14 protein-coding genes and 1 riboswitch are annotated in these 12,211 nt (G+C 56.4%); of the genes, 6 read left to right on the top strand and 8 right to left on the bottom strand.

Annotated features, from left to right (window positions below; all coding sequences use genetic code 11):
• Nucleotides 1-29: 29 nt before the first annotated feature.
• The gene (entS, locus tag ACPUC8_RS18980) at nucleotides 30-1,286 is read left to right on the top strand and encodes an enterobactin transporter EntS (protein ID WP_494927025.1); all 1,257 of its coding nucleotides are present in this window, start codon (nucleotides 30-32) and stop codon (nucleotides 1,284-1,286) included.
• Here the strand turns inward: entS and fepB are convergent.
• From fepB to ACPUC8_RS18940, 8 genes are all read right to left on the bottom strand, one after another.
• On the bottom strand, nucleotides 1,283-2,239 hold the full coding sequence (gene fepB / locus ACPUC8_RS18975; RefSeq protein WP_494927024.1) for a Fe2+-enterobactin ABC transporter substrate-binding protein: 957 nt from the start codon (nucleotides 2,237-2,239) through the stop codon (nucleotides 1,283-1,285). The two genes, entS and fepB, sit on opposite strands and share 4 nt — an antisense overlap.
• A 240-nt stretch (nucleotides 2,240-2,479) precedes the next feature.
• Nucleotides 2,480-3,412 carry an ABC transporter substrate-binding protein gene (locus ACPUC8_RS18970; protein WP_494927023.1) on the bottom strand — a complete coding sequence of 311 codons (933 nt, stop codon included), beginning with the start codon at nucleotides 3,410-3,412 and terminating at the stop codon, nucleotides 2,480-2,482.
• A gap of 9 nt (nucleotides 3,413-3,421) precedes the next feature.
• Nucleotides 3,422-4,156 (bottom strand): ABC transporter permease, encoded by a 735-nt coding sequence (locus ACPUC8_RS18965; protein ID WP_494927022.1) that lies wholly within the window; start codon nucleotides 4,154-4,156, stop codon nucleotides 3,422-3,424.
• Nucleotides 4,140-4,853, bottom strand: coding sequence for an ABC transporter ATP-binding protein (locus tag ACPUC8_RS18960; RefSeq protein ID WP_494927021.1), 714 nt, complete (start codon nucleotides 4,851-4,853; stop codon nucleotides 4,140-4,142). Before ACPUC8_RS18960 ends, ACPUC8_RS18965 begins: the two co-directional genes overlap by 17 nt.
• Entirely contained in the window at nucleotides 4,850-5,815 is a 966-nt protein-coding gene (locus ACPUC8_RS18955) for a ThiF family adenylyltransferase (protein WP_494927020.1), read from the bottom strand. Before ACPUC8_RS18955 ends, ACPUC8_RS18960 begins: the two co-directional genes overlap by 4 nt.
• A 9-nt stretch (nucleotides 5,816-5,824) precedes the next feature.
• Complete coding sequence (locus ACPUC8_RS18950) at nucleotides 5,825-6,583, bottom strand: thiazole synthase (RefSeq protein ID WP_039332535.1); 759 nt, start codon at nucleotides 6,581-6,583, stop codon at nucleotides 5,825-5,827.
• Between the two features lie 3 nt (nucleotides 6,584-6,586).
• Nucleotides 6,587-6,784, bottom strand: coding sequence for a sulfur carrier protein ThiS (gene thiS, locus ACPUC8_RS18945; protein WP_058973602.1), 198 nt, complete (start codon nucleotides 6,782-6,784; stop codon nucleotides 6,587-6,589).
• On the bottom strand, nucleotides 6,768-7,712 hold the full coding sequence (locus ACPUC8_RS18940; protein ID WP_494927019.1) for an FAD-dependent oxidoreductase: 945 nt from the start codon (nucleotides 7,710-7,712) through the stop codon (nucleotides 6,768-6,770). The genes thiS and ACPUC8_RS18940 overlap by 17 nt, the downstream gene beginning before the upstream one ends.
• A 115-nt stretch (nucleotides 7,713-7,827) precedes the next feature.
• Nucleotides 7,828-7,947, bottom strand: a riboswitch (TPP riboswitch).
• Between the two features lie 163 nt (nucleotides 7,948-8,110).
• Between ACPUC8_RS18940 and ACPUC8_RS18935 the strand changes: the two genes are divergently transcribed.
• The 5 genes from ACPUC8_RS18935 to ACPUC8_RS18915 all read left to right on the top strand — a co-directional run bounded on the left by ACPUC8_RS18935 (nucleotide 8,111) and on the right by ACPUC8_RS18915 (nucleotide 12,125).
• Complete coding sequence (locus tag ACPUC8_RS18935; RefSeq protein ID WP_039332631.1) at nucleotides 8,111-8,548, top strand: 6,7-dimethyl-8-ribityllumazine synthase; 438 nt, start codon at nucleotides 8,111-8,113, stop codon at nucleotides 8,546-8,548.
• 234 nt (nucleotides 8,549-8,782) lie between these two features.
• Nucleotides 8,783-9,682 carry a metal ABC transporter substrate-binding protein gene (locus tag ACPUC8_RS18930; protein ID WP_494927018.1) on the top strand — a complete coding sequence of 300 codons (900 nt, stop codon included), beginning with the start codon at nucleotides 8,783-8,785 and terminating at the stop codon, nucleotides 9,680-9,682.
• On the top strand, nucleotides 9,679-10,452 hold the full coding sequence (locus ACPUC8_RS18925) for a manganese/iron ABC transporter ATP-binding protein (protein ID WP_494927017.1): 774 nt from the start codon (nucleotides 9,679-9,681) through the stop codon (nucleotides 10,450-10,452). Before ACPUC8_RS18930 ends, ACPUC8_RS18925 begins: the two co-directional genes overlap by 4 nt.
• Complete coding sequence (gene sitC, locus ACPUC8_RS18920) at nucleotides 10,436-11,299, top strand: iron/manganese ABC transporter permease subunit SitC (RefSeq protein WP_039332542.1); 864 nt, start codon at nucleotides 10,436-10,438, stop codon at nucleotides 11,297-11,299. The genes ACPUC8_RS18925 and sitC overlap by 17 nt, the downstream gene beginning before the upstream one ends.
• Complete coding sequence (locus ACPUC8_RS18915; protein ID WP_494927016.1) at nucleotides 11,292-12,125, top strand: metal ABC transporter permease; 834 nt, start codon at nucleotides 11,292-11,294, stop codon at nucleotides 12,123-12,125. Before sitC ends, ACPUC8_RS18915 begins: the two co-directional genes overlap by 8 nt.
• Nucleotides 12,126-12,211: the final 86 nt, after the last annotated feature.

Here is a 12,211-nt window from a genome sequence, read left to right as displayed (position 1 = left end):
GATACAACGATTCTTTCTTATGGATATGTATGGCTAAACCCTCGATTTTTCTTGATTTCAGCTTGCTGAAAAAAAACGCCGCGTTCCGCGCCATCTTCTGCGCCCGCATGTTATCGGTGTTCGCACTCGGCATGCTGGCAGTGGGCGTACCGGTGCAGATTCAGGCCATGACCGGTTCAACCTTACAGGTCGGTGTGGCAGTAATGCTGGATGGCATCGGCATGTTTATCGGCCTGCTGCTGGGCGGCGTGCTGGCGGACCGCTATGACCGCCGCAAATTAATCCTGTTTGCACGTGGCACCTGCGGGGTTGGTTTTGTGCTGCTCAGCCTGAACGCGTTCAGCCCCAGCCCTTCTTTGTGGGCGCTTTACTTCCTCGCCTTCTGGGATGGTTTCTTTGGTGCGCTGGGAATGACCGCGCTGATGGCGGTCATTCCGCTGATTGTTGGTCGCGAGCATCTGGCGGAGGCCGGTGCACTCAGCATGTTGACGGTGCGTCTTGGTGCAATCCTGTCCCCGGCGCTGGGTGGCATGATCATTGTCGCCGCGGGCGTCGGCTGGGCATTTGCCGTTGCCGCGATAGGTACGCTGGCGACGCTCATCCCCTTGGTTCGCCTCCCCGCCCTGCAACCTGAACAACAAGAACCCGAACATCCCCTGCGCGCGCTGGCGAGCGGTATCCAGTTCGTCTGTCGTCATCCCGTCGTCGGCACGGTGGTACTGGTGGGCTTGCTACTCAGCATGATCGGTGCCGTTCGCGTGCTGTTCCCGGCGCTGGCCCTGACGTGGCAACTGGATGCCTCGGCGTTAGGATTGATGTATTCGGCCGTCCCGTTTGGCGCGATGATTGGCGCCTTTACCAGCGGTTGGGTGCGGCAATTATCGCGTCCAGGTGTGGTGCTCGTCGCCAGTGCCCTACTGGCATTTGGCTCCATCGCCGCGCTGGGTCTGATACACCATCTCGCTGCCGCGTTAGTGGTGTTAGTGTGTTACGGCTACAGCAACGCCATCGCATCACTGCTGCAGTTCATCCTGATCCAGCATCACACACCGGACGCCTTGTTGGGACGGGTGAACAGTTTAGGCACCGCACAGGACGTAACCGGAGATTCCGTTGGCGCGCTGGGTTTAGGTGCGTTGGCCCGCAGCCTGGCACCACTGAGCAGCGTATTGTGGTTTGGCGGTGTGGCAGCCGGTTTATTGATGTTGGTGGCCTTGGCCGCACGCGGTTTGCGCACGGCCAGACTAGACAATGGTGAGCATAGTCACACGCAAGCTGCTGCTTAGTGCACGAATTGCCGTTCGATGCTGCTGAGCATATTGCTGGCGCTGTAGTAATCGAGACGGAAAGTATCGTTGCCCATGGCATAAATAGCGTGCTGCTGAACCGCAGGTAAATGAGCGAGGAACGGATTCTTCGCGACCTGCGGCACGGTTTTATCATCCGCCGCAAACAGCAGCAGCGTATTACCCGTGATGCCATCGGCCATGGTTTCGCCGTTAAGCTGGATGATATCGTTGCGTTTACCCATACTGGTGCTGCCCTGCAGACTGGCGGGCGGCGCAGCCAGCGTAAAGCCTAACTCTTTTAGCAACATGCCCTGCGCCGACGCAGGCGTCCACAGGTTCATGCCACGTCCATCTTCGTAATAGACAATCGCGGATGTTGGCTGCGGCGGCAGTGTGATTGCACTGCGAACGGCGTCAACGCGTTGATCGAACTGTGCGATAACCTTTTTCGCATCTGCTTCGTGACCGGTAATGCTACCCAACTGTAACGCCAGCGCCTGCCAGCTCTTATCACCATAATCGACCACCAAAACCGGCGCGATAGTGCGCAGCTGATCGTAGAGTTTCAGCGCCGAATCACCGCCGGTGGCTGCAATCACAATCAGATCGGGCGCTTCAGCGGCAATCGCTTCGGCATTGGGCTGCGAGACATACAGCGGCTTCACATGCCGTGCGCGTGCCACCTCACTCCATTGGGTAAAAAAGCCCTGCGCATCAGATACGCTGCTGTTACGACTGGTGGCCCCTGAACCGATGAGCGGCGCATTGATCGCCAGCAACGTTCCGCTCAGCGTGACGCTGGTAGAGACAATTCGCTGTGGAGGCAGTTGCAAGGTAAGCGGGCCTTGAGGTGTTTCAAGCGTGCGCGGCCAACCTGTACTGGTTTCGGCGGCCATGGTTTTTGCAAACAGGGTAGAGAGAAACAGGAGTGCCAGAACAGGCAAACGCATCAGGTTGTCCATTACTTGATAATTGAGAATGGATATCATTATCAAAAAAAGGTGTGGGAGCAAGTGTTTTAGTTGAGGATTGATAACGGTGTGTGGGATTGCCCTCACCCCGGCCCTCTCCCACAAGCGGGAGAGGGAGGCGATCCAGCATATCTGATGCGGCTTACCTAACCGAAAAGCCGTACCTTACGGTCCCCTCTCCTTTTGGGAGAGGGTTAGGGTGAGGGGAAACAAACCGCACTACTGCTCCAGCGAATAGCGCGTCATCGGTGCCACGGCCTTAATCAACCCGTTAGCCTTCATGTAATCGCCAAACGCGGTATATCGCGCTTGATCAAAGCTCGCGCTGTGCGCGGCAAACAGCGGCAACGTTGCTTCCCAAGCCTGATGATTCAGCTTGGTGTTCAGTTCCGGATACTGCTTGATAAAGGCTTTCCACGCCTCTTCCGGATGCGCTCGCAGCCATACCACACCGGCATCTAACCCACGTAAAAACGCCGGTATGCGCTTATCCTGCGCGGCACTGTTGTTGTTTGCCAGAATGATCAGCTCATCATAAGCCGGCACGCCGTAGTCTTCCGGCTTGAACACCACCGGCTTCGCGCCTTTGTCTTTCAGGTCGATCAGCTCGTAGTTACGAAAAATGGTCATCGCGCCGTCGATTTTATGCGTCAGCAGCGCTGAGGTGGAATCCATGTTAAGACTGATGAGCTTGACGGAATCGACATCCACGCCCTGAGACTTCAGCATATTTCGGATAGCAACATCTTCCGAACCTGGCACGGCATAGCCGAGGGTTTTGCCGGCGAAATCCTTAAGTGAGTGAATATCGCTGGAGACGGTGGTTAAGGTATTCAGCGGCTGACCAATTAGCGTACCCGCGCGGATAACCGGGACGTCCTTCTCCACCAGCGTGTATAGCTGGGGCTGATAGCTAATCGCCAGATCGGCTTTGCCCGCCGCCAGCAGCAGCGGCACAGAGGCCGAATCTGCTGGCGCGATCATCTCCACATCCAGCCCTTCTTTCTTGAAAGCGCCGCTGAATTGCGCGGCAAAAATCGCGGCATGATTGGGGTTCACAAACCAATCGAGCAGCAGGCGAACTTTCTCTTCAGCGTGTGCGCTGGTGGCCAGCAACAGCAGTGCGGTGATTGCAGTACGTAGGGTGTTCAAAGTGCATCCTTATATTGAGTGCCAGAGGCGTTTTTTACGAATCAATGCCACGCTGCCGGAGAGCAGCAGCGCCAGAATCAGTAACAGCAGCAGAGCAGCAAAGCTGGTGGCGGTTTCCAGTCGTGCGTTGGATTGCATCATCAGATAACCCAACCCTTCGCTGGCTCCGACCCACTCGCCAATCACCACGCCTATCGGCGCTAAAACCACCGCCATCTGCAACCCGGAAAAAAATTGCGGCAGTGCAGCGGGCCAGCGCACATGCCAGAACACCTTCACGCGGGAGCTGTTCAGGGTATTTGCCAACTCAAGCCAGCCAGATGGCGTCCGGCACAGCCCATCGAACAGGGATAAACAGAGCGGAAAAAACACAATCAGCGCCGCTACGACTACTTTGGAAGCCATGCCAAATCCCAGCCACAGCACCAGCAAGGGCGCTAAGGCAAACACCGGGATCGCCTGGCTGGCCGTGACCAGCGGAAACAGCAGGCGGCGTAGTGTCTGGCTCCCCGCCATCAACACCGCGAGGATCACCCCGCTCCCTACGCCGAGCAGCAGCGCCAGCACAATCTCCGCCAGCGTGTATATCGCGTGATGCCACAACAGTTGACGATGCAGCCACAACGCTTCCAGCACCGCCACCGGTGAAGGCAGCAGAAACTCCGGCACGCCGCTGCGCCGCGCTAACAGCCACGCGCACAGCAGCACCGCGATCAGATAGATCGCGCTATACAGTTTTTTCATCTTGATTCAGTCGTGAGAAGAGTTTGCCCTGCGCCTGCAGCAGACCTGGGTCATCCAGAGCACGCGGCGCTTCACCGCCCGGCACCGGCCAGGCTTCGATCATTAGCGGTTGCCCATTTAGCAGCACAATGTCATCCGCCATGCGGCAGGCTTCGAGCGGATCGTGCGTCACCAGCAGCACCGTTTTGCCTTTTAGCAAGGTGGCGGTGAGGGTTTGCAGGCTGAGTTTGGTCATTACATCCAGAGTGGCGAAGGGTTCATCCATCAACACCACCTCGCGTTGCGCATACAAGGTGCGTGCCAGTGCCACGCGCTGCCGCATCCCACCGGAGAGTTGGCTGGGCGGCGCGTTGGCCACCTCGCTGAGTTTCACCTGCTCCAACAGTGCTAAAGCGCGGGGGCGATTGGGCTTTTCACCGTTCAGACGCGCTGAGAGCATCACGTTTTCCAGCACCGTTAACCACGGATAGAGCAGATCCTGCTGTCCCATCCAGGCGACCTTGCCCGATACTCCCTCAACAGTGCCGTGCTCAGGTTGCAGCAAGCCTGCCACCAGTCGCAGCAAGGTACTTTTACCAATACCGCTGCGCCCGAGAAACACCGTGGTTTTTCCGCCGCGCAGTGACAGGTTTAGCCGTTCACACAGCGGGTTTTCTCCCCAGCCAAAGGTGACCTGGTTGAAACTGAGCGCGTTCATGGACGGCGCGCCGCTAAAATGGCGAGCTGGGTAAATCCGCGCTGCATCAGGTCTGACGCCGCCTTCGCCGCGCGGATGCCGCTGGCGCACACCAGCACGATGCGCTGATCCTGTGGCGGCTGCCAGTCTGCGATCCCCTGCGGCAAAATCCGTTCAACATGCGCTGCCACGCTATCCGGCGCTTCTTCAAAGCCGCGCAACTCGACAATACAGTCAGCGGCGCTGAGTTGCTGTTGATCGATAAACGGCACCGCCTGTTCCGGCTCCTCTGCTCCATCAAACCGGAACTGCCGAAAATGCCAGTTAACGAAATCACAGTTCACCACACACCCGAGCGGTGAAGGATGTAAATCCAGTAATACGCTCAGTGCCATTTGCGCCTGCATCGCACCCAACGTGGCCACGGCCGGTCCCATTACCCCTGCGGTATTGCAGTTGGCCGCCGAGGCAGGAAGTTGCGGAAACAGCGCACGATAACTCGGCGCACTGCCGCAGAAACCGCCGACATAACCCTGACGACCGAGCACCGAGGCGCTGATCAATGGGATGTTGCTCTGTAGACAGGCATCCGAGAGCGGATAGGTCACCGCGAAGTTGTCCGCTGCATCGATCACCAAATCGATATCCGTGAGGGTTTGCGGCAGATGGCTGGCGGTGATCGCATACCGAAATGCATCGATTTGCACCTCGGGATTACGCTGCTGCAACGCCTGCTGCGCACGCTCCGCTTTGCTGAATCCAATATCCTGCTGGGTAAACAGCGTCTGACGATGCAAATTGTGTAGCGCCACTTCATCGTCATCGCACAGGCGAAGATATCCGATCCCCGCTCCCACCAGCTGCGGCAGCAGCGTGGCCGCTAATCCGCCCGCGCCCACCACCAGCACGCGCGCCGCCGCCAGTTTCTGCTGCCCTGCGATGCCGATTTCTGGCAGCATCATCTGCCGTTGATAGCGTTCCATGGTGGCTCCTCAGCTCAGATTCGCCAGGCCGAAGATCGGCGTAGAGGCCGCTGCCATATCGCGCTTCTCCATCAAACCAGCACTACGCGCTGCCTGCCCCGCTTCAATCGCCAGACGGAAGCCGTTCGCCATGCCCACCGGATCGCCCGCTTTCGCCACAGCGGTGTTGAGCAGAATGCCATCGAAGCCCATTTCCATCGCCTGCGCCGCTTGTGAAGGGGCACCAATACCCGCATCAATAATCAGTGGGATATCGCTGAACCACGCGCGCATGGCACGCAGGCCGTCAATATTGCGCAGCCCCTGCCCGGAACCAATGGGGGCGCCCCACGGCATCAACAGCTCACAGCCCGCTTCCAGTAATTTTTCGCCGACAATCAAATCTTCCGTGGTATACGGGAACACCTTAAAGCCGTCTGCACAAAGAATGCGCGCGGCTTCCACCAGCGCGAACGGATCGGGCTGCAGCGTATCCGCATGACCGATCACTTCCAGCTTGATCCATGGCGTATTAAATAACTCACGCGCCATCTGCGCGGTGGTTACCGCCTCTTTCACCGTGTGACAGCCCGCCGTGTTTGGCAGCACCCGCACATCCAGATCGGTGAGCAGCTCGCGAAATGCCGCCCCAGCCGCGCCTTCACGCCGCAAACTCACGGTGATGATTTCAGTGCCTGAAGCCGCAATCGCCTGCTGCAAAATAGCGGGAGAGGGATAGCCAGCCGTCCCTAACAGAAAACGTGACTGCGGTGCGAAATCGTAAAACATGCTTCAACCTCCCTGCATCGGTGACAACACCTCTAACTGACAGCCCTCTTCCAGCGTTTGGCTACTGTACTGGCTCTTCGGCACGAACATGCCGTTGAAGGCACTGGCGACACAGGCGGCGTCAATTTGCTGTTCGATCAGCAATTCGCTAAGCGTGCTGGCCTCGGTGCTAATCGCTCGGCCATTAAGCAGAATGTTCATGGTGCTGCTCCCCAAAAATGCGCTGCATCAGCTGTTCTGCCAGCATCGGTGCCAGCAGAAAACCATGGCGATACAGGCCATTAAGATAGTAAGTGTGATTGTGATAACGGATTTCTGGCAGGTTGGCCGGATAAGCAGGACGCAGCCCACTGGCACTTTCCACCACGCGTGCTTCAGCTAATGCAGGATGGATGGCATAGGCAGCGCTGAGCAGCTCCATCATGGCGCGAGCGCTGATAGCACTGGCATCGTCGCTTTCCACCATGGTCGCGCCCAGCATGAAATGGCCGTCTCGACGCGGCACCAGATAGCAGGGAAAACGCGGATGCAGCAGACGAATCGGGCGCGAGAATTGCACCTCATCACTGTGCAGGATAACCATCTCACCCCGCACGGCGCGCAGGTGGCTTAGCTCACTCTTCGCATGAATCCCACGGCAATCAATCACCTGCCCATGAGGCTGCTGCGCATCAAAACGCACCCCGCGCTGCAACAGCTTTTCGCGCATTTCGGTGAGGGCGAGACGGGGATCGAGATGCGCCTCGCGTGTAAAGTACAGCCCACGGGCGAAACGCCCTTCCAGCATCGGTTCAATCTCAGCGGGAACGACCCACTGATGTTGTTCCGTCATGCGCGCAAAGCGGTTGAGTTCCTGGCTGTCGCGCGGCGGTGCCACCACCAGCGTACCCTGCTCTACAACGCTGTTGACGCGCTGCTGCCACCAGCCAGCGGAATGTTGCCCAAGGGTGATCACCTCCTGCGGCGCACTTTCAGATTCACACCAGGGAGCCAGCATGCCGCCAGCAAACCACGAGGCGGGTTGGCGCGTTTCATCGCCGATCACCTCGACGTCTTCACCACGCTCAGCCAGCAAGGTCGCCACGCACAGGCCCGCCACGCCGCAGCCTAAGACTGTCCAGCGGCTCACAGCCGTCGATCCGGGATACAAAGGGAGTTCACATCGGCCTCTCAGTTTTCGCTGAGACCCGCAGATACAGGAGGAGGGAAAGGGCGCGAGCAATCCTCTGCGCCAGACAACGCAACCTGTGCGCTGTCAGTCTTCCTACGCCAGTATCAACTGGGTCAGGTTCAAAGGGTCGCTAAGCCGCGCAGTGCGCTTTTAGCCTCTCAGTCTCTTTGGCGAGACTCCCCCGACGCGTCTATTTGTATTGCAGGTGCCGGTCGGCGTCAAGCGCGGATTGCGTCAGACCAGAAACGCATTTATCGCTACGCGCGCAATGTGGATTACAAACGTAACATATGGTATACAAACGCATTATTGCTACTTTCATGCGCAAAGAAATTACAGGTGATGTTGGGTTTATTATGAAAAATATTAGAGTTGCCTTTATTAAAGCCGGTTGGCATAAAGAGATTGTGCACAATGCGCTGGTGGGTTTTGAGCAGGAATTAAAAGCACAGAACGTTGATGCTGAATTAAAAGTACTGGAAGTGCCAGGCGCATTTGAAATGCCGTTGCTGGCAAAACGCCTGGCTGAAACCGGCAAATATGATGCGATCGTCGCCGCTGCACTGGTGGTTGATGGCGGCATTTATCGCCACGATTTCGTTGCGGCAGCAGTGGTAGATGGCCTGATGAACGTGCAATTGAGCACCAACGTCCCGGTCTTCTCTGTGTCACTGACGCCACATAATTTCCAGCCAGTAGACGTGCTGGAAAACTTCTACACCGAGCACTTTATTAAGAAAGGCAAAGAAGCCGCGCGCGCTGCGCTGGCGATTCATAATTTGTCGATCGATTAATAATCTTAAAAGAACACTTCATTATTAGGATGAAGTGTTCTTTTTTAAATTTAATACCCTCCCCTTTATCATTTTTATTCAAAAGTTTTCCCGAAAAACGCATAAGCCGTTACCTGCATTATTTCAACTTGCGTAAATTTTTGTCGTGAACAGAAAAATGTGAACAAAAACGCTTCACATTCATAGCATTCACTATACTGTATAGCACAGGCTATATTTTATTGAGGGATGACGATGTTCAAGACTAAGGTCGTATCGGTTGCCATGCTCGTGCTCGCACTGAGTGCCCCCGCTTTTGCTGCAGAAAAACTCAAAGTGGTCACCACCTTCACGGTGATTGCTGATATGGCCCGCAACGTGGCGGGAGATGCGGCTGAAGTCACGTCCATCACTAAGCCGGGGGCAGAAATCCATGAGTATCAACCCACGCCGGGCGATATTCGTCGTGCGCAGGGCGCGAACCTCATTCTGGTCAACGGGTTTAACCTCGAACTTTGGTTCAACCGCTTCTATCAACGCCTGAAAGGTGTGCCGGAAGTGACCGTCACGGCGGGCATTGAACCGCTTGGCATCACCGAGGGACCTTACAATGGTAAACCCAATCCGCATGCGTGGATGTCACCAGATAATGCACTGATCTACGTCGATAACATCCGCGATGCCTTACAAAAATACGATCCCGCTAATGCCACTGTTTATCAGGCCAATGCTGAACGCTATAAAGCGCAAATCCAACAAACATTGGCTCCGATGCGCGCAGCGATCGATCAGCTGCCAGAAAACCAGCGCTGGTTAGTCACCAGTGAAGGGGCGTTTTCCTACCTGGCGCGCGATTTGGGGCTAAAAGAACTCTACCTATGGCCGATCAATGCCGATCAGCAAGGCACACCGCAGCAGGTGCGCAAGGTGATCGATGCAGTGAAAGCTAACGCGATCCCCACCATCTTTAGCGAAAGCACCATCTCCGCCAAACCCGCCCAGCAAGTGGCACGTGAAGCGGGGATTCACTACGGCGGCGTGCTGTACGTCGATTCCCTTAGCAACAACGACGGCCCGGTGCCTACCTACATCGATTTACTGCGCGTCACCACGGACACCGTCGCGAAAGGCATTGCTGCCGGGAGCCAAAAATGACCCTTAACGTGCAAGATGTCAGCGTCACCTACCGCAACGGCCACACGGCGTTACGCCAGGCGTCATTCTCCGTGCCCGCGGGGAGCATCGCAGCGCTGGTTGGCGTCAATGGCTCCGGAAAATCCACGCTGTTCAAAGCCATTATGGGTTTTGTGCCGCTTTCAACGGGCCATGTGACGCTGGCGGAGATGCCCGCTAAAACCGCGTTGAAGCGCAACATCGTCTCCTATGTGCCTCAAGCCGAAGAGGTGGACTGGAGTTTCCCGGTGCTGGTGGAAGATGTGGTGATGATGGGCCGCTATGGATATATGAACATGCTGCGTATGCCACGCGTAGAGGACAAACGCAGCGTGGATGAGGCGCTGGCGCGTGTGGGCATGAGTGACTATCGCCATCGGCAGATCGGTGAGTTGTCCGGTGGTCAGAAGAAACGCGTCTTTCTCGCCCGCGCACTGGCGCAGAGTGGGCAGATCATCCTGCTGGACGAGCCGTTTACCGGCGTGGATGTGAAAACTGAAGCGGCAATCATCACGCTATTGCAGGAACTGCGCGATGAAGGCCGTACCATGCTGGTCTCCACGCACGATCTCAACGCTATCCCGGATTTCTGTGACCGCTGTGTGCTGGTGAAGAACACTGTGCTGGCCAGCGGTCTGCTCGCTGACACCTTCACGCCAGCCAATCTGGCACGCACCTTTGATGGTGAATTGCAGCAGAGAAACGCCGCACTTTTGCAAAAAATCGGGGCCAGCCATGTCGTGGATTATTGAGCCCTTCGGCTACCAATACATGCTCAATGCCATGTGGATTGCGGCATTGGTCGGGGCGATTTGCGCCTTTCTCTCCTGTTTTTTGATGTTGAAAGGCTGGTCGCTGATTGGCGATGCGCTGTCGCACTCGATTGTGCCCGGGGTGGCGGGGGCTTATATGTTGGGTCTGCCCTTCTCGCTCGGTGCTTTTCTCTCCGGCGGTCTGGCAGCAGGCAGCATGCTGTTTCTGAATCAACGCACGCGGTTGAAAGAAGATGCGATTATCGGGCTGATTTTCTCCTCCTTTTTTGGCATCGGTCTGTTTTTGGTCTCGCTTAACCCGACTTCAGTCAATATACAAACCATTGTGCTGGGCAACATTCTGGCGGTCGCGCCCGCCGATATCTGGCAACTCGGCGCGATTGGCGTGATCACCCTGACGATATTGTTGCTGAAGTGGAAGGACCTGATGGTCACCTTCTTCGATGAGAGCCACGCGCGATCCCTGGGCTTAAATACTACGGCACTCAAGATTCTGTTTTTTACTCTGCTCGCTGCTTCAACCGTCGCCGCGTTACAGACGGTGGGTGCCTTTATGGTGATTTGTCTGGTGGTCACGCCTGGTGCCACCGCCTACCTGCTCACGGATCGTTTTCCACGCCTGTTAATGATCGCGGTAGCGATTGGCAGTATCACCAGTTTCCTCGGTGCCTGGAGCAGCTATTTTCTCGACGGCGCCACCGGTGGCGTGATTGTGGTGGCGCAAACGCTGGTGTTCCTGGTGGCGTTTACCTTTGCACCTAAACACGGCGTACTGGCTGCACGGCGTCGTGCACGTCAGGCTCAGGAGATGAACAGTCATGAGTGAAATACTGCTGAGCCCGTTCCAGTTTGAATTTATGAACATGGCGCTGATCATTACCCTGCTGTTGTCGCTGCCGTGTGCCATGCTGTCAGCTTTTTTGGTACTGAAAGGCTGGTCCCTGCTGGGTGATGCCATGAGTCACGCGGTGTTTCCCGGCGTGGTGCTGGCGTGGTGGATCGGTTTGCCGTATGCGATCGGCGCATTTATTGCCGGAATGCTGTGCGCTCTGGCCACGGGATTTATCAGCCAAAACAGTCGTATCAAGCCCGATACCGTGATGGGCATTGTGTTTTCGGGGATGTTTGGCGCGGGTCTGGTGCTCTATCTAAAGCTGAAACCCGAAGTGCATCTCGATCATATTCTGTTCGGCGATATGCTCGGCATTGCCTGGTCTGATATAGCGCAAACCGCAGCCATCGCGCTGCTGGTGGTGGTGCTGTTAAGCCTAAAATGGCGCGACCTGTTGCTGCATGCGTTTGACCCGCAACAAGCGCGCGCCTGCGGTATTAACGGTAATCTCATGCATTACGGGTTGCTGTGTTTGATCGCCCTGACCATTGTGGCTGCGCTGAAATCGGTGGGGGTGATTTTGTCGATTGCCATGTTGATTGCGCCTGGTGCGATTGCGTTGTTGCTGGCGCGCCGATTTTTGCAGGTGATGCTACTGGCAGTGTTGATCGCTGTTGTGACCGGCGTGTGTGGGGTTTACGCCTCGTTCTTCCTTGATAGTGCGCCTGGACCGACGATTGTGGTGCTGTATAGCCTGATGTTTTTGGTGACGTTTGTGGTGGTGAGCTGGCGCGATCGGAGAGTTGCCAGGTGCGCATAAAGGTACAACCGGGCACATGGGTAACAGATCAGACCGGGCACATAGGTAACACTTTTGTGCTCAGTCGATTCGAATAATACTTTTTT

The organism is Pantoea sp. CFCC18177, from assembly GCF_059412425.1.
Note: the sequence above shows the minus strand (reverse complement) of the source record. Positions and strands in the feature narration are given on the sequence as shown.